Consider the following 25,513-nt stretch of genomic DNA (forward strand, 5'->3'; position numbering starts at 1 on the left):
TATCAGTAATTAGCAGGAGGAGACTTATGATTGAATTTAAGGAAGTAACGAAGGAGTATTCCAAAGGGATTGCTGCGCTCAATGGTGTAAACCTGAAGATTGAAAAAGGAGAGTTTGCATTTATTGTCGGTGACAGTGGTTCCGGGAAATCTACACTGATTCGTTTACTGTTAAAGGAACTGGATCCGACCAGCGGCAGTATTATTGTCAACGGCCAGAACCTGAACCGTCTGAAACACAGAAAGATACCTCAGTACCGGAGACATCTGGGGGTTGTATTCCAGGATTTCCGTCTTCTGAAAGACCGGAATATCTATGAGAATATTGCATTTGCTCTCCGCGTGACAGAGACATCACCGCGTATTATCAAGCAGAAAGTGCCGGCAGCATTGTCGCTTGTGGGACTGGCGCAGAAATATAAAGCGTTTCCGAAAGAACTCTCCGGAGGGGAACAGCAGAGGGTGGCCATTGCAAGAGCGATTGTTAATGAGCCTGCGATCCTGCTGGCGGATGAGCCTACGGGAAATCTCGACCCGACCAATTCATGGGAGATCATGAAGCTTCTTGAGGAGGCCAATGACCGTGGAACGACGGTCCTTGTCGTGACGCACAACCAGGAAATCGTAAACGAGATGAAAAAACGCGTTATCACAATGAAGAAGGGCGTTATTGTAAGCGACGAACAAAAAGGTGGGTATAATAATGAAAATTAGTACAATAGGATATTCGACAAAGCAGGGGGTTAAGAACATTTTCCGTAACAAGCTGTTCTCACTTGCTTCTGTTGCAACGATGGCAGCATGTATTTTCGTGTTTGGCCTTTTCTTTGCGATCGTCATGAACTTCAATTACATGGTTCAGAAGGCAGAAGAAGGGGTTGCGATTACAGTTTTCTTTAATGAAGGCACCTCCGAAGAGCAGATTCAGGCCATCGGAGATGACCTGAAACAGCAGGACGGTGTCCTGAGAGTAGAGTACGTCTCAGGAGAACAGGCATGGGAAGAGTTCCAGGAAGATTATTTTGCAGGCAATGAAGATGCGGCAGAGGGATTTGCTGATGACAACCCGCTGATCAATTCCAATCACTATGAGGTGTATATGAGCGATGTCTCAAAACAGCAGGATATCGTAGAGCATGCACAGAGTCTGGAGGGAGTCGGCAATGTCAACAAATCTGACGTTGTTGCCAAGACACTGACAAGACTGAACTCCCTGATCTGGTATGTATCCATTGCGATTATCGCGATCCTGCTTGCTGTATCCGTATTCCTGATCAGCAACACAGTTACAATGGGTGTGACGGTACGGCGTGAAGAGATTGCCATTATGAAATATATCGGTGCGAAGGACGGGTTTGTCCGGGCGCCGTTTGTAATCGAAGGTCTTATCATCGGAATCGTGGGAGCGATTATTCCTCTGATTCTTCTCTACTTCATGTATAATAAGGCAGTAGAGTATATTATGACGAGATTCAGTCTTCTGAACAATATTATTGATTTTATTCCTGTCATGGATGTTTACCGTACGTTGCTTCCGGTAGGGCTTGCTCTGGGTGCCGGTATCGGATTCCTTGGAAGTTTTATCACCATTCGGAAGCACTTACGCGCGTAGTCATAAGGAGGACAAAAGATCATGTTGAAAAAGAAAGCCAGACATATGGCAGCTGCGTTCATGGCGGGCATCATGATATTTTCACTTACCGCAGTTCCTGTGCAGGCTGATTCTATTTCAGAGGCCGAGCAGAGAGGAAAGGAGCTTCAGCAGCAGAAAGAAGCGGCGGAGAATGAGAAAAATTCACTTGCCGGTCAGCTGAATCAGGTAATCAGCGATATGCAGGAAGCGGAGGAAAAGCTGACAAAGAAGCAGGATGAGATCAAAAAAGCGCAGGATGAACTTGTGCAGGCCCAGATCCAGGAAAATGACCAGTATGAAGCGATGAAGCTTCGCATAAAATATATGTATGAGAACGGAAACACCAGCCTGATTGAGATCCTTTTAAGTGCCAGGAGTATGGGAGACCTGCTGAATAAAGCAGAATATGTTCAGACAATCTCCGAGTACGACAGAAACATGCTGGAAAAGTATGAACAGCTGACAAAGGAGATTGAGGAGAAAGAAAAGGCGCTTCAGAAAGAGGAAGAGGAGCTGAAGGCACTACAGAATGATCTGATCGCAAAGCGTGACAGTGTCAACCAGCTTCTCGCGGAAAAGGAAGTGCAGATTTCCAGTCTGGAACAGCAGATCGGTGAAAATGCCGCAAAGCTTCAGCAGCTGATTAAGGAGGCCGAAGAGGCCAAGAGACGTCAGGCGGAAGCGGAAGCTGCCAGAAAGGCAGCAGCAGAAGCTGCAAGGAGAGCCGCTCAGGCCGCATCTTCTTCCGGAAGTTCATCAAGTGCGGGAAGTTCCTATGTGTCCGGAAACGGTACACTGGCTTACCCGGTTGCAAGTCCGCGGATCACAAGCGGGTATGGATATCGTACAGCTCCGACGGCAGGTGCGACGAGCAGACATGACGGTATCGATTTTGGCGGAGCGACCGGAACGCCGATCTATGCGTCGGAAGCCGGAACCGTTGTCACGGCATCTTATAACAGCGCACGTGGAAATTATGTAGTAGTCAATCATGGAAATGGAATCCAGACATGGTACCAGCATTGCAGCGCCGTGTATGTCAGTGCAGGACAGAAGGTGTCCAGGGGACAGAATATTGCGGCGATCGGTGCGACGGGAATTGTAACCGGACCGCATCTTCACTATGAAGTACATGTAAACGGAACACCGGTGAATCCATTGAGATACTTATAATTTCAGACTCAGAAAGGGATCAGATGGAAGATCAAAGGAAAGAAAAACGAATTTTACTTAAGGGGGCGCTTTACGGCGCCCTCACGATGTTTATGGCGGCACTGCTTGTGCTGGCAGGATTAACAGCAACGGGAAGGATCAGTCTTCACACGGATGCAATCAGTGCCGGCACGTCAAGGAAGGCTGCCGAGATACAGAGTATTATCGAAAATCAGTTTCTCTACGAGGATGAGGTAAGAGAGGAAGATCTGCAGGATATGTCACTGAAAGGCTATGTGGCGGGACTTGGAGATCCCTACTCGGTCTATTATGACAAGGAGGAGACAGAAGACCTTCTTGCTTCCACCGAGGGAAAATATGCGGGGATAGGGGCTTTGATGGCACAGGATCAGGAGACACTTGAGATTACCGTGCAGGAAGTCTACGAAGACACCCCGGCTGAGGACGCAGGAATGAAAAACGGAGATGTCCTTCTGTCGGTAGACGGAAAGGACGTGACAGGAATGTCCCTCTCAGATGTTGTAGATCTGGTAAAAGGAGAAGAAAATACGAAGCTCACCGTAACTGTACGCAGAGATGGCAGCAGTATTGATATGGAAATGACAAGAAAGATTGTGGAGAACCGGACTGTAAAGACCGAGATGAAGGAAGGCGGAGTCGGATATCTTAAGATTACCGAGTTTGACAGTGTTACTTATGAACAATTCCAGAACGGACTGGAAACGTTGGAAAAAGAAGGAATGACAGCTCTTGTCGTGGATCTTCGTGACAACCCGGGAGGAAATCTGGATACCGTTTGTCAGATTCTTGATCTGCTTCTCCCTGAGGGGACAATTGTCTATACTGAAGACAAAAACGGGGAGCGTGTGGACACGAAAACATCAGATGATGAGCACCAGTTTACGAAGCCCCTCGCAGTTCTTGTGAACGGCAGAAGTGCAAGTGCCTCTGAAGTTTTTTCCGGCGCGGTTCAGGACTATGGGACAGGAACCATCATCGGGACACAGACTTACGGGAAAGGGATCGTACAGACGCTCTACTCCCTGTCTGACGGCTCCTGCTTAAAACTTACGACGGCACAGTATTTTACGCCGGACGGCCGAAATATCCATGGAGAAGGAATTACCCCGGATATTGTTGTGGAAAAGTCAGCGGATGATCAGACGGACAATCAGCTGGAAAAAGCGGTCGAGACAGTACAAAATGCCGTAGATGGAACAGAAAAGGAATGATATTTTCATTCCTTTTTTTTATGTCCTATGGTAAGATAGATATGATATATACTTGAGCATGAGGAATATGCAAAAGCAGAAAGGAAAGAAAACTGAATGAAAACATGGATTCAGAATGGACATGTGCTGGATCCGCTTACCGGAACAGACCAGGTCTGTGATGTTCTGGTAGACGGAGAAAGAATCAAAAAAGTAGGAACCAGAGAAGAAATACAGAGATGCCTTGAAAGTGAGGATGTACAGATGCTGGATGCTTCCGGCTGCTACGTGATGCCGGGATTTATCGATCTGCATGTACATTTCCGCGATCCGGGGCTGACGTATAAAGAGACTTTGAAAACAGGAGGCGAAGCGGCTGCCCGGGGCGGGGTAACAACAGTATGCGCCATGCCGAATACAAAACCGGTGATTGATACGAAAGAAAAGGTGGAGGAAGTACACCGCCGGGCAAAGGAAGAGTCGCCGGTGAATATCATCCAGCTTGGAGCAATCACGGCAGGAGAAGAGGGAAAAGAACTTGCCGATATCAAAGGAATGGCAGAAGCAGGGTGCATGGCACTTTCCGAGGACGGAAAGTCAGTCATGAATTCCGCACTGTACCGTGAGGGAATGAAACTTGCGAAAAAGTACGGACTTCTGATTTTTGCGCACTGCGAGGAGATCGATCTGCGCCGGGATCCGGATACCGGAGAGGACGGCGTGATGAACAAATGTCAGAGAAGCGAGGAGCTTTCGCTTCCGGGAATCACCAATTCCGTTGAGGACATTATCACCGCTCGTGATATTTTTCTTGCAAAGGATACCGGAGTACACCTGCATCTGTGCCACTGCTCCACAAAGGGCACGGTGGATCTGATGCGGATGGCAAAGGCGGAAGGCATTTCTGTTTCAGCAGAAGTCTGCCCGCACCATTTTACCCTTTCCACCGATGATATTACGGAGGACCATGGACGGTTCAAGATGAATCCTCCTCTTAGGGAGATGGAAGACGTGGAAGCGCTCCGCCAGGGATTGAAGGAAGGAGTCATGGAGGCCATCTCCACGGATCATGCCCCGCATTCCGTTGAGGAGAAAGACGTACCGATGAGAAAGGCGGCGTTTGGAATTGTAGGACTGGAGACCAGCGCGGCGCTGACTTATACAGAGCTTGTCGAGGGAGGTGTGCTTACGCCGATGCAGATGGCAGAGCGGATGAGTTTTGCGCCGGCAAAAATTCTGGGATTGAAGGACAAAGGTTCTGTATCCGAGGGAAAGATCGCGGATCTGGTTGTCTTCGATCCGTCCAGAGAGTATGAGATCGATACGGACACCTTTTTCTCGAAAGGGAAGAATACTCCGTTTGACGGATGGAAGGTCAAAGGAGATGTCAAATACACACTGGTAGACGGAAATGTTGTCTATAAAAATCAAGCATATGAGGAACAGGAGTAGAGAGTATGATTAACAAATTAGTGGAAAACATTAAGAAAACAAATGCACCGATCGTAGTAGGACTGGATCCGATGTTGAATTATATTCCGGATCAGGTAAAAGCAAAAGCATTTGCAGAATTCGGAGAGACACTGGAAGGAGCTGCGGAAGCAATCTGGCAGTTCAATAAAGAGATCGTGGACAAGACTTACGATCTGATTCCGGCAGTGAAACCGCAGATCGCCATGTATGAGCAGTTCGGTATTCCGGGACTTGCGGCATTTAAAAAGACAGTAGATTACTGCAAGGAGAAAGGGCTTGTTGTTATCGGAGATATCAAGAGAGGGGATATCGGATCTACATCCGCAGCCTATGCGGTAGGACATATCGGAAAGGTACAGGTGGGAAGCAGATCCTACGCCCCGTTTGACGAGGATTTTGTGACAGTCAATCCGTATCTTGGTTCTGACGGAGTCAATCCGTTTATCGATGTCTGTAAAGAAGAAAAGAAAGGTCTCTTTATTCTTGTTAAAACATCCAACCCGTCAAGCGGTGAATTCCAGGATCAGCTGATCGACGGACGTCCGCTCTACGAACTGGTTGGAGAAAAAGTTGCCCAGTGGGGAGAAGGATGCATGGGAGATGAGTACAGCTACATCGGCGCGGTTGTAGGAGCAACGTACCCAGAGATGGGAAAAGTGCTCCGCAAGATTATGCCGAAGTCCTATATTCTGGTACCGGGATACGGCGCACAGGGCGGACAGGGCAAGGATCTCGTACACTTCTTTAACGAGGACGGTCTTGGAGCAATTGTCAATTCATCCAGAGGCATTATCGCGGCCTACAAGCAGGAGAAATACGCACGTTTTGGAGCCGAGAATTTTGGAGATGCTTCCAGAGCGGCTGTAGAAGATATGATTGCGGATATCAGTCAGGCACTGAACAACAGATAATACCGGATAAGGGGAAAAGAAGAGATGGCAGAAAGAGAAAAAGAACTGGCAGTGATTCATTCTCAGGAACAGCTGGCAGATGGAATTTTCAGTATGTGGATTAAGACGAAGGCGGCCGAAAGTGCAGTGCCGGGTCAGTTTATTTCCATGTACACAAACGATGGAAGCAAACTGCTTCCGCGCCCGATCAGTATTTGTGAGATCGACCGGGAGCAGGGAATGCTCCGGGTCGTATACAGGGTAACAGGAGAGAATACCGGAACAGAAGAGTTTTCCAAAATGAAAGCGGGAGATACACTTCCGGTCATCGGACCTCTTGGGAACGGCTTTCCTCTTGAGGCGGCAAAAGGAAAGAAAGCGTTTCTGATGGGAGGCGGAATCGGTGTACCTCCGATTCTCGAACTTTCCCGTCAGATTGACTGCGAAAAGCAGATCATCGTGGGATATCGGGATGCGCAGACATTCCTGAAAGAAGAGTTTGAACAAAATGGAACCGTATATATTTCCACAGAGGACGGAAGTGTAGGAACAAAAGGAAACGTGATGGATGCGATCCGTGAAAATCAGCTGGATGCGGACATTATCTATGCATGCGGACCGACACCGATGCTCCGTGCAATCAAAGACTATGCGGAGGGAAAAGGCATTCCGTGCTACATTTCTCTGGAAGAGAGAATGGCATGCGGAATCGGCGCCTGCCTTGCCTGCGTGTGCAAATCAAAGGAAGTCGATCATCACAGCCATGTGCACAACAAGCGCATCTGTAAAGACGGTCCGGTATTTCTTTCGACGGAGGTGGAATTATAATGGCAGATACAAGAGTAACGATTGCGGGAGTAGAGTGGAAAAACCCGGTTACAACAGCCTCCGGAACCTTCGGATCCGGTGCGGAATTCTGTGAATTCGTAGATCTGAACAAACTTGGTGCTGTGACGACAAAAGGTGTTGCCAATGTTCCATGGGAAGGCAATCCGACCCCAAGAGTGGCGGAAGTCTACGGCGGTATGATGAATGCGGTAGGACTTCAGAATCCGGGGATTGATGTCTTCTGTGAGAGGGATATTCCGTTCCTCCGTCAGTATGACACCAATATCATTGTGAATGTCTGCGGACGTTCCGAGGAAGATTACTGTGAAGTCGTGGAACGGCTTGCGTCCGAAGATGTGGATATGCTGGAGATCAACATTTCCTGTCCGAACGTCAAAGAGGGCGGAATCGCTTTCGGACAGAATCCAAAGGCGGCAGAAGCAATTACAAAGGCGGTAAAGAAATATGCAAAACAGCCGGTCATCATGAAGTTAAGCCCGAACGTGACGGACATCACGGAGATGGCAAAAGCGGTAGAGGCGGGTGGAGCCGATGCGGTTTCCCTGATCAATACGCTGACCGGCATGAAGATCGATATTAACCGGAAACAGTTCGTACTGGCAAATAAAACCGGAGGAGTATCCGGACCGATTGTAAAACCGGTGGCAGTGCGGATGGTATATCAGGTGGCAAACGCCGTGAAGATTCCTGTGATCGGTATGGGAGGAATCAGTACCTGGGAAGATGCTGTGGAATTTATTCTTGCGGGAGCAAGTGCCGTATCAGTCGGAACAGCGAATTTCTTCAATCCAAAGGCGACAGAAGAAATCGCAGAAGGCATTGCGGCGTACATGGACAAGAATGGATTCCAGACCGTGGCCGACATGACAGGCATTGTCAAATAACATTTGATTTTGGAAAAACGAAAGAAGATCGAAATACCAAAAAGAAAGAGTCTGGCGTATCGTAAAGGTACGCCTTTTCTTTTTCAACTTCTCTGTAAAAAGAAAGGAAGAAGGAGGAAAGCGGTATGATTCGCATGATGGAAGAAAAGGATCTTGACCAGGTGGCAGCAGTCTGGTTAAGTGGAAATAAAGAGGCACACCCGTTTGTGCCGAAGCAATACTGGGAGGAAAACCTTCCGGAGGTCAAAAAGCAGTTTTTGCAGGCGGAGATCTTCGTGTATGAGGAAGAGCAGGCTGTAAGAGGATTTGCCGGACTTCAGGGAGACTACCTTGCAGGAATCTTCGTGGAACAGAAATTCCGTTCCCGCGGGATCGGAAAGAGGCTTCTCGATGAGGTCAAAAAAACGCATCCGAAACTGACGCTGCATGTCTATCGGAAAAACAAGGGTGCAGCAGCGTTTTATGAAAGAGAAGGATTCCGGATTGCCGGAGAAGGTGTGGATGAAGCAACCGGGGAAGTAGAATACACGATGAGTTATACGAGAAAATAACCGGATATCAAATCTGATATGGAGGCCCCTGGGAATTGAAAAACTTCAGGGAGTATGTTAGAATTGAAAAGAATTTAACCGTTGCTGCCTGATGATGACGGGCAGAAGGATAAAAATAAAGAGTCTGGATGAAAAAGTCCACAAACACGGAGGTTTGAAAAGAGATGGAAGCATACAAGAAAGAGTTTATCGAATTTATGGTGGAGAGCGATGTGCTCAAATTTGGAGAATTTACATTAAAGAGCGGACGGAAATCTCCGTTCTTCATGAACGCAGGAGCTTATGTGACAGGATCTCAGTTAAAGAAGCTTGGAGAATACTACGCAAAAGCCATCCACGACACATACGGTGATGATTTTGACGTGCTGTTTGGGCCGGCTTACAAGGGGATTCCGCTCAGCGTTGTAACAGCGATTGCATACAGTGAGCTTTACGGAAAAGAAGTACGTTACTGCTCTGACAGAAAAGAGGAAAAAGACCACGGTGCAGACAAGGGAAGCTTCCTTGGAAGCCAGTTAAAAGACGGTGACCGTGTGATCATGATCGAAGATGTAACGACATCCGGAAAATCCATGGAAGAGACCGTGCCGAAGGTCAAAGGTGCTGCAGATGTAACAATCAAAGGACTGATGGTATCTCTGAACCGTATGGAAGTAGGGAAAGGCGGCGAGAAATGTGCGCTGGACGAAGTAAAAGACCTGTATGGATTTGATACGGCGGCGATTGTTACAATGGAGGAAGTTGTAGAGCATCTTTATAATCAGCCTTGCCAGGGAAAGATTGTGATAGATGATGCATTAAAAGCAGCAATTGACGCATATTATGAACAGTACGGAGTAAAATAAGGAGGCCTGTAAGATGGAAGAAAAAGTATACCGCAGCATGGGAGTCATCGGTGCATGCAATCTTGCAGTCGGAATCATTCTGATGGTTGTCGGAGTGACCTGCGGGATTTTGTCAATCATCGGAGGAGCGCACTTATTTAAAAATCAGAAAAAGCTTACATTTTAAGGCGGTGCCGATTTGAGAACACAGGAAAGAAACTGGCTGAGGAGACTTGGCAAATTGTTGTTTGTTCTTTACATTGTGTTTCTGTTCTGGTTTTTGTTATTTTCAGACTGGTATGGCCGAAGCGGTGAGATGAGGGAGTATCATTACAATCTGGAACTGTTCAGAGAAATCCGGAGATTCTGGACGTACCGGGAACAGCTCGGCCTGCTGACATTTACCAATCTGATTGGAAATGTACTGATTTTTGTGCCGTTTGGTTTCTTTATGCCGATGGCAAGCAGATACTGGAACCGGAGTTTTTTCCTTACCGTGTTTTATAGTTTTGGAATCAGCTTTTTTGTGGAAGTATTTCAGCTCCTTACGAAAGTAGGGAGCTTTGATGTAGATGATCTGCTTTTGAATACAGCCGGGGGACTGTGCGGATATATACTGTTTGCGCTATGTAATGTAATAAGGAGAAACTATGTGGAAAAACGACAAAGAAAACGACAGAGGCAGAAGAAGAATAAGAGGTAGAAAAAGACGGGAGAGGGAAAGAGAAAGACGAAAAAAAAGGATCCAAAAGAGAGATGAAAATAGAACACCTCATGCATCCAGAGGAATCACATCCTGTATCTATGCGGGAGGTTTTTTTGTGGCGCTGATTGTTATGATTATTATTTCCATTGTCACAGGAGGAAATGCTCCGGCGTTCGTCGGCGGGCTTGCGCTTGTGATCTTTTTTGGCTCATGGATGGGTGTTATCACCGGTTTCCGGGGATTCAAAGAACGAGACAAAAATTATATTACCTGTAAGATCGGAGTTGCATGTAATCTGGCAATTCTGATTGGTTTCGCGGGAATTTTTATCAGGGGGCTTTTGTAAGATGGATGATGTGATGGTAAGAGAACGATATGAGCTTTCCAAAGAGCGTCTCGGCGTTATCATGTTAGAGGAGACGGTCAAAGAGCCGTACCGGGATTATTTCAGAAAGACAGCAGAATTTCTTCTGATGCTGGACGAGGTACAGGAACTGGTACGAAACAGAGACTGGGAGAGTGCGGATATTTTGATGCTGGCGGAGGAGAACCGGAAGCTTTATGAGGATATTCTCCCGGAACAGTATGAGACAAGCTATGGAAATCCGGCTTATGCACAGAAAATGCTGGGAGAGACGTTTGGCAGTTTTTTAAGTGCGCTTTACAGTGAGATGCGTTCCGGCATTGTGTATGCATATGAAGGACAGATGGAATATCTCTCCATTCTGAACGAATTATTTATTGAGATTTATAACTGCTTTGAAGAGGAACCGGAGTATCAGGCAGTCAGAGATATTTTTTACTGGTACGCGAATGATTACTGTGAAGTATTTGCGGCAGACCGGATTATGGATCAGATTGATCCGGACCGTACCTTTGCGGTGGATATTATCTGCAGGAGTGATTTGAGCGATCTGAAGTATCTGTACCGCTATGGCGAATATATTTCCGACAATGAGATCGAGACGGCAAAATATATTGCCGATCTTCCGGAGGAGACGATTCAGAAGATGGCGGATGTTTATACAGAGGGATTCCGCAAAGGATTTGTTCTTGGAAATAAAGATCTGTCAAAGAAGACAACGGTAAACATCCGGTTTAAGCTTGGATTTGAGCGGGTCGTAAAGCAGGCAGTCGCAAACTTTGAAGCTATGGGGCTGCGCCCGACGATCTACCGTGCAGGGGCAAGTGTGCTGACAAGACGCGGTGTTTCCAGAAACGGGTATTTCGGAAGAATTCCAAATCAGCAGTATGATTACGACCATAAGGACGATCAGGCGCTGTTTATGGACAAGCACTATGTGGAGCGCAGGCTGGAAGTGATGAAGACTGTATACGAGCAGAATAAAGAGCTGGCAGCAGGATTTGCCGGCCCGGCAGTGATGGAAGTCTTCGGTGAGATTCCGTTTGCTCCGCAGAAGAAAGAAGAGGCGCTTACTCTTACGAAAAAGCAGGAAGAAATGCTGCTTTCCTTTGACGGCAAGGCAGGCCAGATCACAAATACCTATATTCCGGGCGATGAGAGAAGCTTTACGATCATCTCATGGCCGGTGCCGGAGATCGGAGAGAAGTTTGAGGAGATCTTTGGAGAAGTGATCCGGATCAATACGTTGGATTCAGACCTGTATTCCAAAGTACAGCAGACCATGATTGATGCTCTGGATGAAGGGGAGTCCGTACACATTCTCGGATCAGGCGAAAACCGTACTGATCTGACGGTACAGCTTTACCGCCTTCAGGATCCGCAGAAAGAAACGATTTTTGAAAACTGCGTTGCGGATGTCAATATTCCGGTGGGAGAAGTATTCACCTCTCCGGTGCTCAGAGGCACGAACGGAGTGCTGCATGTAAGCCGGGTATATTTAAACGGTCTTCAGTACCGGGATCTGGAAATCCGTTTTCGGGACGGCATGATTTCCGGGTATGGATGCGGAAATTTTGAGGATGAAAAAGCGTGCAGGGACTATGTGAAGGAAAACATTCTGTTTAACCATGAGACCCTTCCGCTGGGGGAATTTGCCATCGGAACCAATACGACTGCCTATGTGGCAGGACGCAGATTCGGAATCGAGGACAAGTATCCGATTCTCATTGCGGAAAAGACCGGACCGCATTTTGCGGTAGGCGATACGTGCTACAGCTACAGTGAGGATACGAAGGTCTACAATCCGGACGGAAAAGAGATTGTGGCAAGAGATAACGAAGTCTCCATTCTGCGAAAAGAGAATCCGGAACAGGCCTACATGCACTGCCATACAGATATCACCATCCCGTACGATGAACTGGGAGCGATCACGGTGATCCGGAAAGACGGAAGTGAAATTCCGCTTCTGAAAGACGGACGTTTTGTCCTGCCGGGAACAGAGATTTTGAACGAACCTTTGGACTGCCGCTAAATCATAAGCAGGGCAGGTTCCCAGTTATAAGAAAATATAATCACTACACAGGCGGGCATCGGTTGACAGAGCCCGCCTGTATTAGTAAAATAACTTATAAATAGGAATCTATTTATTTAGAAAACTTATAAATCATAGACCTGAGAAAAGAAAGGAAGGACACTATGCCAAAAGTAGGAATTGTTATGGGCAGCGACTCAGATATGAAAGTAATGAGCCAGGCTGCTGATATGCTGGAAAAATTAGGAGTAGAATACGAGATGACAATCATCTCCGCACACCGTGAGCCGGATGTTTTCTACGAATACGCGAAATCTGCGGAAGAAAAGGATTTCAAAGTAATCATCGCAGGAGCCGGAATGGCTGCGCATCTTCCTGGCATGTGCGCTGCAATCTTCCCGATGCCGGTCATCGGTATTCCAATGACAGGAAAGGTACTGGACGGTCAGGACGCACTTTATTCCATCGTACAGATGCCGCCTGGAATCCCGGTTGCAACAGTAGCAATCGACGGCGGAAAGAATGCTGCCATCCTTGCAGCGAAAATTCTTGCAACCTCTGATCCGGAGCTGCTTCAGAGATTGAAAGACTACTCAAAAGAAATGAAGGAAGAAGTCGAGGCAAAGGCAGAGAAGCTTGCAAAGCTTGGACATAAAGAATACATGGCTCAGAAAGCCGCAAAATAAATTCAGAAAACACGATCTTATGGAGGAACGATCATGGATTATAAGAATGCAGGTGTGGATATCGAAGCAGGTTACAAGTCAGTGGAACTGATGAAAGAGCACATCAAAAAGACGATGCGCCCGGAAGTGATCGGAGGACTGGGAGGATTTTCCGGTGCCTTTTCACTGGAGAAAATCAAAAACATGGAGGAGCCTGTATTGTTATCCGGTACAGACGGATGCGGAACAAAGGTAAAGCTTGCCATGGTACTGGACAAGCATGACACCATCGGAATCGATGCAGTGGCAATGTGTGTCAATGACATTGCCTGTGCAGGCGGTGAGCCGCTGTTTTTCCTTGACTATATTGCCTGCGGGAAAAATGAACCGGAAAAGATCGCTACGATCGTAAGCGGAGTTGCGGAAGGATGCGTACAGTCCGGCGCGGCTCTGATCGGCGGTGAGACAGCAGAGCATCCTGGACTGATGGCAGAGGATGAATACGATCTGGCCGGATTTGCCGTAGGTGTCTGCGACAAGAAGGATATGATTACAGGAGAGACATTAAAAGAAGGAGATGTCCTGATCGGCATCGCTTCCTCCGGTGTACACAGCAACGGATTTTCTCTTGTAAGAAAAGTATTTGACATGAGCAGAGAGTCTCTGGAGACGTATCATGAGTGTCTGGGATGTACGCTCGGAGAGGCACTTCTTGCACCGACAAGAATTTATGTAAAGGCTCTCAAGAGTATCCGCGAGGCAGGCGTGACTGTAAAAGCATGCAGCCACATCACAGGAGGCGGATTCTATGAGAATGTACCGCGTATGCTCAAAGACGGCACACATGCAGTAATCAGAAAAGACAGCTATGAAGTTCCGGCGATCTTCCGCATGCTTGCGAAAGAAGGAGATATCGAGGAACATATGATGTACAATACCTTCAACATGGGAATCGGAATGGTGATTGCCGTGGAGGAAAGCGATGTGGAAGCAACACTTTCCGCAATCGAAGCAGCAGGAGACAAAGCCTGCGTGATCGGAAACATTGAGGCAGGAGAAAAAGGAGTCACATTATGCTAAGAGTGGTAGTCCTGGTATCCGGCGGCGGTACGAATCTTCAGGCCGTTCTGGATGCAGTGCGGGATGGAAAGATCACAAACACCGAAGTGGCCGGTGTGATCAGCAACAATAAAAAGGCATATGCCCTGACGAGGGCCGAGCAGGCAGGGATTCCGGCAAAATGCGTTTCCCCGAAAGACTTTGAGGACCGTGCCCGGTTTAACCATGCCCTCATGGAGGCGGTGGATGCGTTCCAGCCGGATCTGATCGTGCTTGCCGGATTCCTTGTGGTGATTCCGGCGGAGCTGATCCGTAAATATGAAAACCGGATTATCAATATCCACCCGTCTCTGATCCCGTCTTTCTGCGGAACGGGATATTACGGGCTGAAAGTACATGAGGCTGCCCTGGCGCGTGGAGTGAAGATTACAGGAGCGACCGTGCATTTTGTAGATGAAGGGACAGATACCGGACCGATTATTCTTCAGAAAGCAGTGGAAGTGTTCCCGGACGATACGCCGGAAGTGCTTCAGAGACGTGTGATGGAGCAGGCAGAGTGGCAGATCATGCCGGAAGCGGTCAATCTGATCGCCAACGGGAAAGTGTCTGTAAAAGACGGACATGTCGTGATTCAGAAATAGAGACAAAAAGGGGTATTGTAGGAAAGAAAGACAATACCCTTTTTCTGGTTGATACAGTAAGGAGGATGTCAGATGAAAGTAATGATTGTCGGCGGAGGCGGGAGAGAACACGCTATCGCCATGAGTGTCGCAAAGAGCAGCAAGGTGGAGAAGATTTACTGCCTTCCGGGAAATGCAGGGATCGAGGAGGTTGCAGAGTGTGCGCCGATCGGACCGATGGAGTTTGAGAAGATCCGGGACTTTGCAAAGGAAAAGAAGATCGATCTTGCTGTGATCGGAATGGATGATCCGCTGGTAGGAGGACTGACGGATGTCCTGGAGGAAGCCGGAATCCGTACCTTCGGACCACGGAAAAATGCGGCGATCCTCGAGGGAAGCAAGGCGTTTTCCAAAGATCTGATGAAGAAATACAATATTCCGACGGCTGCTTACGAAAATTTCGACAATGCAGAGGAAGCGGTTTCCTATCTGGAGACAGCCAAATATCCGATTGTCTTAAAGGCAGACGGACTTGCGCTTGGAAAGGGCGTTCTGATCTGCAACAGTTTTGAGGAAGCAAAAGAAGGCGTCAAAGAGATCATGCTGGATAAGAAATTCGGAGCATCCGGAAATACAATGGTAGTGGAAGAGTTCATGACAGGAAGAGAAGTATCGGTTCTCTCTTTTGTGGACGGCAAAACCGTAAAAACGATGACTTCCGCACAGGACCACAAGCGTGCCAAAGACGGAGATGAAGGATTAAATACCGGAGGAATGGGTACATTTTCACCGAGCCCGTTCTATACAGAAGAGATTGCGGCATACTGTGAGCAGCACATTTTCCAGCCGACCGTGGACGCTATGCGTGCGGAGGGAAGAGAGTTCAAGGGAATTATCTTCTTTGGACTGATGCTTACAGAAGACGGACCGAAGGTACTGGAATATAATGCCAGATTTGGAGATCCGGAGGCGCAGGTCGTACTTCCGAGAATGAAGACAGACATTGTAGATGTCATGGAAGCATGCATTGACGGAACGCTGGATCAGGTCAATCTGGAATTCGAAGACAATGCGGCAGTCTGCGTTGTGCTGGCGTCTGACGGCTATCCGGTTGCCTACGAGAAAGGCATCCCGATTACCGGATTTGAAAACTTCAAAGACAAAGAAGGATATTACTGTTTCCATGCGGGAACGAAGAAAAATGAGAAAGGCGAGATCGTAACAAACGGCGGCCGTGTTCTTGGCATTACCGCAAAGGGAGCAGACTTAAAAGAAGCAAGAAAGAACGCTTACGAGGCAACGGAGTGGATTTCCTTTGCCAACAAATATATGCGCCATGATATCGGAAAGGCGATTGACGAGGCATAAAGGTGCGGGAAAACCGGAAGAACGGGTACAGAAAGAGGCTCTGTATCCGTTTTTTCATTTAACAGGAAACTTCGTTCCCTGTTAAACAAAAACGCTCCGCGGGATGCGCACTCGCGGAACTCTTTGTTCTTTCCAGCCTTGATTGCAAAAGGAGAAAGAAGGGCATATAATAAGAAGAACGAGAAGAAAAGGAGTAAGGTCAGATGATTTATGAAAATATACTTGAGGCGGCAGGGAATACCCCTCTGATCCGTCTGCAGCACATGACAGGGAAGGATGACGCGCAGATTCTTGTGAAATTTGAGGCGATCAATGTGGGTGCTTCCATCAAGACGCGGACGGCACTTGGAATGATCGAGGCGGCTGAAAAGGAAGGAAAAATTACAAAAGATACCGTGATTGTGGAGCCGACAAGCGGAAACCAGGGAATCGGTCTTGCATTGATCGGTGCAGTAAAAGGATATCGTACAATCATCATCATGCCGGATTCTGTCAGTGAGGAGAGAAGAAAACTGGTCCGTCAGTACGGAGCGGAAGTCCGACTGATCCACGATGCGGGGAATATTGGCGACTGCATTCAGGAATGCCTGAACACTGCCCTTCGGATGGCCGAAGAAAACCCGAATGTTTTCGTGCCGCAACAGTTCGAAAATGAGAATAATGTCCGGGTGCACTATGAATGGACCGGACGGGAGATTCTTTCACAGGCAGACTGCACCATCGACGGATTTTGTTCCGGAATCGGTACCGGGGGTACCATCACGGGAATCGGGAAGGCACTGAAAGAGGCAAATCCGGACACCGTCATCTGGGCAGTCGAACCGGAACATGCGGCGATTCTTTCCGGAAAGGAAGTGGGAACCCACGTGCAGATGGGAATCGGGGACGGGCTGATTCCGGGCATCCTCGATCAGGAGATTTATGATGATATTACAATTGTGACAGACGAGGAAGCCCTTCAGACAGCCAGAGAACTTGCGGCGAAAGAAGGACTGATGTGCGGGATCTCCAGTGGAACGAATGTGGCAGCAGCCCGCAGAATGGCAGCACAGCTTGGAAAAGGAAAAACTGTGGTAACGATCCTCCCTGACACGGCAGAACGGTACTTCTCCACGCCGCTGTTTGAAGCATAGGAAAGCCGGATAAAGTATCTTTTTCTTGCAAAATCATGCCATCTGTTATATGATGTGTGTAACAAACGAAAGAAAAGGGTGGAGCGTTTATGAAAGAAATCATGATAGAGATTGATTTTAACAGTGATGAAGCGATCTACATGCAGCTGCGCAACCAGATCATTATGGGGATCGCACTTTCCGCGATTCAGGATGGAGACACGCTCCCATCGGTGCGAAAACTCTCCGAGCAGATCGGCGTGAACATGCACACGGTCAATAAGGCTTATACCGTACTGAAGCAGGAGGGATTCATACAGCTTGACAGAAGGAGGGGAGCTGTGATTGCGGTCAGTGAGGATAAACTTCACGCGCTGGAAGATATGAAGAGGCAGCTCCGTATGGTCCTTGCAAGAGGATACTGTAAAAATATTACGCGGGAAGAAGTACACGAGCTGGTGGACGAGATTTTCCACGAATACGAGACAGAGTAAATCAGATCAGGAGGATAGGCATGGAGAACAGATATACAAGGCAGGCCCAGGAAGCACTGGATGCGGCCGGAAACTACGCGAAGGATTTCAAGCATCCGTACATCGGGACAGAGCATCTGCTTCTGGGGCTGAAATCTGTCTATTCCGGAGTGGCAGGGCAGGTACTGGATATGAACGGCCTGAAAGAGGATGAAGTGGTGAAAGTCGTGGGAGAACTGGTGTCCACGGTAGGGGAAGAGACCTTTTCGGGGACACCGGAAGAAAGCCCGAGACTGAAATTCATACTGGAAGAAAGCCGGAAGATCGCGGAGCGTTTCCGTATGGAAGAAATTGGAACGGAGCATATGCTTCTGGCAATTATTCAGGATACTGACTGCGTGGCGGCAAGGATTCTCATCACTTTGAATTTAAATCTTCAGAAGGTGATGCAGGACTGCCTCACTGCTATCGGAGAAAATCCAAAAGCATTTGCCGAAAAAAATGAAGGCGCTGCAAAAGGCGCAGTTCTGGAACAGTACTGCACCGACCTGACAGCCCTTGCGGAAGATGGAAGGCTGGATCCGGTGGTCGGCCGTGAGGAAGAGATGCAGAGACTAATGCAGATCTTAAGCCGCAGAACAAAGAACAATCCGTGCATGGTCGGTGAGCCGGGTGTAGGAAAGACGGCAATTATCGAAGGCATTGCACAGCGGATCGCCAAAGAGGCGGTCCCGGAAAAAATGAGAGAAAAAAGAGTACTGTCACTGGATCTGGCGGCTCTGATTGCCGGCTCCAAATACCGGGGAGAGTTTGAAGAGCGGATGAAACGACTGGTCAATGAAGTGAAGGCGGACGGAAACATTATCCTGTTCCTGGATGAGATTCATACGGTAGTCGGCGCAGGCGGCGCGGAAGGCGCCATGGATGCGTCCAATATTTTAAAACCGTCTCTGGCAAGAGGGGAGATCCAGCTGATCGGGGCAACGACGATCACGGAATACCGGAAATACATTGAAAAAGATGCCGCGCTTGAGAGACGATTCCAGCCGGTCATGGTAGAAGAACCGTCCAAAGAAGAGACTGTTCGGATTCTGGAGGGAATCCGTGAGAAATATGAAGCACATCATAAGATTGCAATCAGCCAGGGGGCGCTTGAGGAGGCAGTGGTACTCTCTGACCGTTATATCAGCGACCGATTCCTGCCGGATAAGGCGATTGACGTTCTGGATGAAGCCTGCTCCAAAGCAGCGCTTCGCGGCTTCAAAGTACCGGAGAACATTGAGCAGATGGAACAGCTGGTAAGGAATCTGGATCAGGATCTGGAAGCATCCATCAAAGAAGGGCGTATGGAAGAGGCATCACTTCTTGTGAAGGAGAAAAAGGCAACCAGTGAGAAACTTCGTCAGGCCAAAGGAAGACTGAACCGGAAACAGAAGAATTCCCGGATTGTCCTGACAGAAGGGGATATCGCGGAAGTTGTGGCAGAATGGACAAAGATTCCGGTGCAGAAGCTTGCCCAGTCAGAGACAGAGCGTCTCAGAAAACTGGAGAAGACATTGCACAAACGAGTGATCGGCCAGGAGGATGCGGTGAGTGCGGTAGCAAGAGCAGTAAAAAGAGGCCGGGTCGGCCTCAAAGATCCGACCAGACCGGTAGGCTCATTCCTCTTCCTTGGACCGACAGGAGTCGGAAAGACCGAGCTTTCCAAGGCACTGGCTGAGGCACTGTTCGGGGACGAAGAGTCCATGATCCGGATCGACATGTCCGAATACATGGAAAAACACAGCGTATCCAAGCTGATCGGCTCCCCTCCGGGATATGTAGGACATGAGGACGGCGGACAGCTCAGCGAAAAAGTCAGACGGCATCCATATTCTGTGGTACTCTTTGATGAGATCGAGAAAGCGCATCCGGATGTATTCAATATCCTGCTTCAGGTGCTGGATGACGGACATATCACAGATTCTCAGGGAAGAAAAGTAGACTTCAGAAACACGGTGATCATTATGACCTCCAATGCGGGCGCACAGTCCATCGTGGATGCAAAACGTCTCGGATTCAATGCCGTGCAGGACGAAAAAGAAGACTATAAAAAGATGCAGAGCAATGTAATGGATGAAGTGAAACGGATCTTCCGGCCGGAGTTTTTAAACCGGATCGATGAGAACATTGTGTTCCATGCCCTGACAGAAAAAGAACTGGAAAAGATTGTAGGACTGTTATGCCAGGATCTTGTCAGAAGGGCAAAGGAACAGCTGGATATTACACTGAAAATCCGAAGCTCTGTGAAAAAGAAGATTGCCGAAGCCGGAAATGACCGGAAATACGGAGCAAGACCGTTGAAACGTGCTCTGCAGACACAACTGGAAGATCCGCTGACAGAAGCGATACTGAATGGAGAGATCAAGCGGGGCGATCTGGTAGAAGCAGGAGTTTCTAAAAAAGAGATAAAATTTACAGTGAAAGAGACAAAGAACTAGAAAAAAAGAGCCGTTTATTATATAATGAGACTACGGTAAATATAAGATACGACCAGGAGGAAAAAGACATGACAGCAGTCAAAGAGTTACTGAGGGCGAATGAGGATGGAACGATCAGCTTCGGCGATTATACCTTACCTTCCAAGACGAAGAAAGAAGGATTCGAGTTTGAGGGAGATATCTATAAGGTGAAGACCTTTTCAGAGATCACAAAGCTTGAGAAAAATGGCATGTTCGTTTACGAATCGGTCCCAGGAACTGCAGTAGAAGGATTCCGCGCGGAGGAAAGCGGAGTATCTTTTCAGGTGAGCGGTAAAGAGGATGCTCAGTTTACACTGGAACTGGAGGCGGACAGCGAATACACTGTATATCTGGATGATGTGAACGCAGGGAAGATGAAGACAAACCTGAGTGGAAAATTAAGTGTCAGTGCAGAGCTGCAGCCGGATCAGACTGTTTGTGTGAGAATCATAAAAGCATAACTGGACAGGCAAAATGCTGCAAAGACCGGAAGATGGCTTTGCAGCATTTTTTTATTCTATCAGGAAAGTATATTGGACTTACTTCAGGTATTATCAGAGAGAAATTCAGTCAGGAAAGAGGAAAATCAGAATGGCAAAGACAAAAAAGACGGTATTTTTCTGTCAGAATTGCGGACACGAGGAGGCAAAATGGCTTGGGCAGTGTCCCGCATGCAAGGAATGGAATACATTTGTAGAAGAAAAGAAAATCCCGGAAAAGGGCAGTATGACCAGAGACCGGGAAAAAGCAGAGCCGGTTTCCCTCTCACAGATAGAAACAAAAGGGGAGGACAGAATCCGGACAGAGATGGAAGAACTGGACCGTGTACTTGGTGGAGGGATTGTCAAAGGCTCTCTCGTTTTGGTGGGCGGGGATCCGGGAATCGGAAAGTCCACGCTGCTTTTGCAGATGTGCCGGATTCTGGGAGATAAGAAAGAAGATATCATTTATATTTCCGGAGAAGAATCTGCAAGGCAGATCAAACTTCGGGCAGACCGGATGGGGGACTTTAGTGACCGGATTACCCTTTTGTGTGAAACAAATCTGGAAACAATCGAGGAAGTGATTCAGAGGAAAAAACCGGATGTGGCAGTGATCGATTCTATCCAGACGATGTACAGCGAGGAGATTGGTTCTGCGCCGGGAAGTGTTTCGCAGGTACGGGAGGCAACCAACACATTGATGCATCTGGCAAAAGGTATGGGAATTACGATCTTTATTGTCGGCCATGTGACAAAGGAAGGAACAGTGGCCGGTCCGAGAGTGCTGGAACATATGGTGGATACGGTTCTGTATTTTGAAGGAGACAGACATGCGTCCTACAGGATTCTGCGGGGAGTCAAAAACAGATTTGGTTCCACCAATGAGATCGGCGTCTTTGAAATGAGAGAGGACGGGCTTCACGAAGTCAAAAATCCGTCTGAATTTATGCTGAACGGCAGGCCGGAACAGGCGTCAGGTTCCATTGTAGCATGCTCCATGGAAGGAACAAGGCCGATTCTTCTGGAAATTCAGGCGCTGGTCTGCCGGACAAACTTTGGTATGCCGAGAAGAACGGCAGCGGGCACAGATTATAATCGTGTAAATCTGCTGATGGCAGTACTGGAAAAACGGCTTGGCATGGCTCTGGGAGACTGCGATGCTTATGTGAATATTGCAGGTGGAATCCGGATGAATGAACCTGCCATTGATCTTGGCATTGTTCTGGCGCTTGTATCCAGTTATCAGAACAAAGTCACAGATCCACATATGATTGTGTTCGGAGAAGTCGGATTAAGCGGGGAAGTCCGTGCGGTCAGCATGCCGAAGCAAAGAGTTCTGGAAGCGAAAAAACTTGGATTTCAGACCTGTATGCTGCCGGCTGTTTCCATGGACAGCGTTGGCAAGGTTGAAGGGATGAGGTTGATCGGGGTAAAAAATGTCGGCGAAGCAATTCAATATCTATAAAAGGGTTGACAAACATAACGACAGTATGATAAATTCTATACATACTAAAAGTATGTATAGAGGAGAGGATTGAAATGGCACGAAACAAGCATCCGGAAGAGACTGTGGAAAAGATCCTGGATGTAGCAAGCCGCCTGTTTCTGGAAAAAGGTTATGAGCATACATCTATCCAGGACATCATCAACAACCTGGGGGGCTTGAGTAAGGGGGCAATTTATCATCATTTCAAATCAAAAGAAGACATCCTGATCGCAGTAACAGACCGTATGACAATGGAATCAAACCAGGGACTTGCAAAGATACGGGATGCATCCGCCATGAACGGGAAGGAGAAGCTGCAGGAGATTTTCAAGGCTTCAATCAACCGTCCGGTACAGAAAGATATTTTTACGGTGGCTCCGGATTTTCAGAATAATCCCCGGCTGCTTGACAGTCTTCTCCGGGAGACGGTCGAAGTAGTGGCACCGTACTATATTCTTCCGATTATCAAAGAGGGAATTGAAGATGGATCGATCCAGACAGAGTTTCCGGAACAGCTTGCTGAGCTGATTATACTGGCGGCTAATATCTGGATGAATCCGATGGTGTTTGACAGTAGTCCGGAAGAGTCCTATGCAAAATTTATGGTATTCAGACAGATGATGCAGGGATTCGGACTGGACATTGTGGATGAAGAAATGGTGCAGAGACTGCAGGAACTGGCAGTGATTTACAACAAAAAGAAATAGTAAAGGGATTCTGCCCTGAAAAACGGGCAGTTCTTTTATAAAATTTTACATACCGACGCCCGGTATTAAAAGGAGGAAAGAATATGGTCATAGCAGAAGCAAAAGGAATCGGGAAATGGTATGAGGACAAGTGTGTATTTTTGCAGTGCAGTATGGAGATCCGGGCAGGGGAAAGTTATGGACTTGTAGGAATCAATGGAGCCGGTAAGACAACATTGATGAAAATTCTGCTGGAACTTCAGAGGGCAGAGGAAGGAAGTGTTCTTCTATGTGGCGAAAAGCCGCAGACAGACAGAAGATATCTGACCCGGATCGGCAGTATGATAGAAAGGCCCGTATTTTATGAACATCTGAATGCGGTGGAAAATTTAAAAATGCATCTTGCGTATATGCAGACATCTGGAAATATTTCAGAGATCCTGCATCAGACCGGATTGTTTTCAGTCAGGAATAAGCCGGTATCTACATATTCGCTTGGTATGAAACAGAGGCTTGGACTGGCGCGTGCTATGATTCATCATCCTGATCTGTTTGTACTGGATGAACCTTTTAACGGGAATGACACTTTTGTTTTTGGCGGTCTCGCAGACGGAAGGAGAGGAAGATACGATTTTTCTTATTTGGGAAGGACAGGCGGCACTAGTGAGTGCGCTAAACTTTGTGTGCTGCACTATCTTTGCGACAACGGCAACAGGAAATGTGATCATCAGGGATTATGGAAAAGAGAAAGCATCCCTTCTTTTTTCTTATCCTGTTCCAAAAAAAAGATCTATCAGGTCAAATGTCTGTTGGTAGGTGCGTTGACTTTGCCAGTCGCAATTACAGGAATTGGAGTACCGCTTGGAGTGTTGTATGCAGTGTCATGGGTAACAGGGATTCAGCTTCAGATGATTTCAGACAGATTCTGGATGGAGGTACCTGTAGCAGGAATGAGCGTAGTATTTGTGGCGGGAGCCATGTTTACCTGCAACAGAACAACAAATAAAATAGAAAAAATGGAGGTATAATCATGATGAAAAAAGCACGATTTTCGAGAGACTTTATCCTTGTTGTAATCGGGCAGATCATTTCCCTGTTTGGAAATGCAGCACTGCGCTTTGCGATCCCGCTTTATCTACTGAACCAGACCGGCTCTTCTGTGCTTTATGGTACGGTGACGGCCTGCGCATTCCTGCCATCAATAGTTATGTCGCCGATTGGAGGAATTGTGGCAGACCGTGTAAACAAAAGGACGATTATGGTTGTTCTTGATTTTTTTACAGCTGCATTAACTATTTTCGTTTCGATTTTTTTGGAGCAGGACGGTCAGATTCTCCTTTTGGCAGGTGCTCTGATGCTGCTGTACGGAATTGCGGGAGCGTATCAGCCATCTGTTCAGTCCGCAATTCCCGTATTGGTAACACAGCAGCATGTCATGAAAGCAAATTCGGTGATTAATACGGTGAATTCATTGTCTTCTCTGACCGGACCTGTACTTGGAGGAGTCCTTTACAGTACTTATGGACTGCGTACTGTTCTGATTGTCTGTTCAGCCTGCTTTTTTGCATCGGCAGTAATGGAAATCTTTATTCATATTCCATATAAGAAGCCGGAGAAAAAAGAGGGAATCTGGAAAATCGTCCGTGCAGATTTTGAACAAAGTTTTCAATTTATAAGAAGAGAGCGCCCGGAGATCGGAAAAGTTGTGCTGGTAATTTGCGGAATCAACCTGTTTTTGTCAGCAATGATTATAGTAGGAATGCCATACATCATTACAGAAGTATTGGAGATTCAGACCAATCTGGCAAACAGACTTTGTGGATTTGCAGAAGGAGCACTTGGAGCAGGAGGGCTTGCCGGTGGCATATGTGCGGGAATCTTTTCAGAAAAGCTACAGATAGAAGATGCAGGAAAAGCAATACTGATCTGTGCGTTGTGTTTGTTTCCAATGGGGATTTCGATGCTTCTTCCTGTTTCTGCGCTGACAGTTTATGGAGTACTGGCAGTATGTTGTTTTATAGTCATGCTGTTTTCCACGATTTTTACAGTACAGATGATTTCGTACATTCAAATTGCGACACCTCGGAATCTGATAGGAAAAGTAATTGCAATGACACTGACGGTGTCGACATGTTCACAGCCTTTAGGTAATGCACTGTATGGAATCTTGTTTGATGCATGTCGGGATAAAGAAGCATTTGTTATATTGTTTGCCGGAATCACGTCTCTTCTTCTGGCAGCAGGAACCGGGAAATATTTTGGAAGCCTGAGATCACAGCCGCGCTGAAAAGCGCGGCGAAACAGGTAAAAAAAGCAAAAAAAACCAAAGTGCGAAAAAAGATAGAAAAAGTCAAAAAAAGTTGTTGACATTTACAAGCCTGGATGATAATATATAACACGTTCCGCTGATAACTGTCAGCACAAAACATCTCAGAGTGACAATCCTGAGGACGGCTTTTCCGCATTGGCTTG

26 protein-coding genes are annotated in these 25,513 nt (G+C 47.4%); all 26 read left to right on the forward strand.

Annotated features, from left to right (window positions below; all coding sequences use genetic code 11):
* The first annotated feature begins 26 nt into the window (after positions 1-26).
* Positions 27-713 (forward strand): cell division ATP-binding protein FtsE, encoded by a 687-nt coding sequence (gene ftsE, locus B5G11_RS05800; protein WP_087169397.1) that lies wholly within the window; start codon positions 27-29, stop codon positions 711-713.
* The gene (gene ftsX, locus B5G11_RS05805) at positions 703-1,611 is read left to right on the forward strand and encodes a permease-like cell division protein FtsX (protein ID WP_087169396.1); all 909 of its coding nucleotides are present in this window, start codon (positions 703-705) and stop codon (positions 1,609-1,611) included. The genes ftsE and ftsX overlap by 11 nt, the downstream gene beginning before the upstream one ends.
* 21 nt (positions 1,612-1,632) lie before the next feature.
* Positions 1,633-2,805 carry a peptidoglycan DD-metalloendopeptidase family protein gene (locus B5G11_RS05810; RefSeq protein ID WP_242958944.1) on the forward strand — a complete coding sequence of 391 codons (1,173 nt, stop codon included), beginning with the start codon at positions 1,633-1,635 and terminating at the stop codon, positions 2,803-2,805.
* A 23-nt stretch (positions 2,806-2,828) separates the two neighbouring features.
* The gene (locus B5G11_RS05815; protein WP_087252496.1) at positions 2,829-4,037 is read left to right on the forward strand and encodes a S41 family peptidase; all 1,209 of its coding nucleotides are present in this window, start codon (positions 2,829-2,831) and stop codon (positions 4,035-4,037) included.
* 96 nt (positions 4,038-4,133) lie between these two features.
* Positions 4,134-5,468: a dihydroorotase gene (locus B5G11_RS05820; protein WP_087252497.1), complete on the forward strand. Its 1,335-nt coding sequence runs from the start codon at positions 4,134-4,136 to the stop codon at positions 5,466-5,468.
* A gap of 5 nt (positions 5,469-5,473) precedes the next feature.
* Positions 5,474-6,400, forward strand: coding sequence for an orotidine-5'-phosphate decarboxylase (gene pyrF, locus B5G11_RS05825; RefSeq protein ID WP_087169393.1), 927 nt, complete (start codon positions 5,474-5,476; stop codon positions 6,398-6,400).
* A gap of 24 nt (positions 6,401-6,424) precedes the next feature.
* Complete coding sequence (locus B5G11_RS05830; protein ID WP_087252498.1) at positions 6,425-7,207, forward strand: dihydroorotate dehydrogenase electron transfer subunit; 783 nt, start codon at positions 6,425-6,427, stop codon at positions 7,205-7,207.
* On the forward strand, positions 7,207-8,112 hold the full coding sequence (locus B5G11_RS05835; protein ID WP_087169391.1) for a dihydroorotate dehydrogenase: 906 nt from the start codon (positions 7,207-7,209) through the stop codon (positions 8,110-8,112). Before B5G11_RS05830 ends, B5G11_RS05835 begins: the two co-directional genes overlap by 1 nt.
* Positions 8,113-8,237: 125 nt before the next feature.
* Complete coding sequence (locus tag B5G11_RS05840) at positions 8,238-8,663, forward strand: GNAT family N-acetyltransferase (protein ID WP_087252499.1); 426 nt, start codon at positions 8,238-8,240, stop codon at positions 8,661-8,663.
* Positions 8,664-8,827: 164 nt separating this feature from the next.
* The gene (gene pyrE / locus B5G11_RS05845; RefSeq protein WP_087169390.1) at positions 8,828-9,508 is read left to right on the forward strand and encodes an orotate phosphoribosyltransferase; all 681 of its coding nucleotides are present in this window, start codon (positions 8,828-8,830) and stop codon (positions 9,506-9,508) included.
* Positions 9,509-9,521: 13 nt separating this feature from the next.
* Positions 9,522-9,674, forward strand: coding sequence for a hypothetical protein (locus B5G11_RS16515; protein ID WP_171027886.1), 153 nt, complete (start codon positions 9,522-9,524; stop codon positions 9,672-9,674).
* A 12-nt stretch (positions 9,675-9,686) separates the two neighbouring features.
* Positions 9,687-10,190 carry a VanZ family protein gene (locus B5G11_RS05850; protein ID WP_087169389.1) on the forward strand — a complete coding sequence of 168 codons (504 nt, stop codon included), beginning with the start codon at positions 9,687-9,689 and terminating at the stop codon, positions 10,188-10,190.
* Positions 10,138-10,539: a DUF6142 family protein gene (locus tag B5G11_RS16670; RefSeq protein ID WP_087169388.1), complete on the forward strand. Its 402-nt coding sequence runs from the start codon at positions 10,138-10,140 to the stop codon at positions 10,537-10,539. The genes B5G11_RS05850 and B5G11_RS16670 overlap by 53 nt, the downstream gene beginning before the upstream one ends.
* Position 10,540: 1 nt before the next feature.
* On the forward strand, positions 10,541-12,589 hold the full coding sequence (locus B5G11_RS05860; RefSeq protein WP_242958945.1) for an aminopeptidase: 2,049 nt from the start codon (positions 10,541-10,543) through the stop codon (positions 12,587-12,589).
* Positions 12,590-12,753: 164 nt separating this feature from the next.
* Entirely contained in the window at positions 12,754-13,275 is a 522-nt protein-coding gene (gene purE, locus B5G11_RS05865) for a 5-(carboxyamino)imidazole ribonucleotide mutase (RefSeq protein WP_087169387.1), read from the forward strand.
* Positions 13,276-13,308: 33 nt separating this feature from the next.
* Positions 13,309-14,334, forward strand: coding sequence for a phosphoribosylformylglycinamidine cyclo-ligase (gene purM, locus B5G11_RS05870; RefSeq protein WP_087252500.1), 1,026 nt, complete (start codon positions 13,309-13,311; stop codon positions 14,332-14,334).
* On the forward strand, positions 14,328-14,954 hold the full coding sequence (gene purN / locus B5G11_RS05875) for a phosphoribosylglycinamide formyltransferase (RefSeq protein WP_087169385.1): 627 nt from the start codon (positions 14,328-14,330) through the stop codon (positions 14,952-14,954). Before purM ends, purN begins: the two co-directional genes overlap by 7 nt.
* A gap of 72 nt (positions 14,955-15,026) precedes the next feature.
* Positions 15,027-16,301 (forward strand): phosphoribosylamine--glycine ligase, encoded by a 1,275-nt coding sequence (purD, locus tag B5G11_RS05880; RefSeq protein ID WP_087252501.1) that lies wholly within the window; start codon positions 15,027-15,029, stop codon positions 16,299-16,301.
* Between the two features lie 203 nt (positions 16,302-16,504).
* Positions 16,505-17,434, forward strand: a complete 930-nt coding sequence (gene cysK, locus B5G11_RS05885; RefSeq protein ID WP_087252502.1) for a cysteine synthase A — start codon at positions 16,505-16,507, stop codon at positions 17,432-17,434.
* A 98-nt stretch (positions 17,435-17,532) separates the two neighbouring features.
* On the forward strand, positions 17,533-17,907 hold the full coding sequence (locus B5G11_RS05890) for a GntR family transcriptional regulator (protein WP_087169434.1): 375 nt from the start codon (positions 17,533-17,535) through the stop codon (positions 17,905-17,907).
* Positions 17,908-17,927: 20 nt separating this feature from the next.
* Complete coding sequence (locus B5G11_RS05895) at positions 17,928-20,366, forward strand: ATP-dependent Clp protease ATP-binding subunit (protein WP_087252503.1); 2,439 nt, start codon at positions 17,928-17,930, stop codon at positions 20,364-20,366.
* Between the two features lie 68 nt (positions 20,367-20,434).
* Positions 20,435-20,848 carry an endosialidase gene (locus tag B5G11_RS05900; RefSeq protein ID WP_087169381.1) on the forward strand — a complete coding sequence of 138 codons (414 nt, stop codon included), beginning with the start codon at positions 20,435-20,437 and terminating at the stop codon, positions 20,846-20,848.
* Positions 20,849-20,978: 130 nt separating this feature from the next.
* Positions 20,979-22,334 carry a DNA repair protein RadA gene (gene radA, locus B5G11_RS05905; RefSeq protein WP_087169433.1) on the forward strand — a complete coding sequence of 452 codons (1,356 nt, stop codon included), beginning with the start codon at positions 20,979-20,981 and terminating at the stop codon, positions 22,332-22,334.
* 74 nt (positions 22,335-22,408) lie between these two features.
* Positions 22,409-23,062 carry a TetR/AcrR family transcriptional regulator gene (locus tag B5G11_RS05910; RefSeq protein ID WP_087252504.1) on the forward strand — a complete coding sequence of 218 codons (654 nt, stop codon included), beginning with the start codon at positions 22,409-22,411 and terminating at the stop codon, positions 23,060-23,062.
* Between the two features lie 83 nt (positions 23,063-23,145).
* Positions 23,146-24,069 (forward strand): ATP-binding cassette domain-containing protein, encoded by a 924-nt coding sequence (locus tag B5G11_RS05915; protein ID WP_087252505.1) that lies wholly within the window; start codon positions 23,146-23,148, stop codon positions 24,067-24,069.
* 2 nt (positions 24,070-24,071) lie between these two features.
* Positions 24,072-25,328: an MFS transporter gene (locus tag B5G11_RS05920; protein ID WP_242958946.1), complete on the forward strand. Its 1,257-nt coding sequence runs from the start codon at positions 24,072-24,074 to the stop codon at positions 25,326-25,328.
* Positions 25,329-25,513 lie beyond the last annotated feature (185 nt).

Origin of the sequence: Drancourtella sp. An57 (assembly GCF_002161525.1) — a bacterium.
GTDB lineage: Bacteria > Bacillota > Clostridia > Lachnospirales > Lachnospiraceae > Sellimonas > Sellimonas catena.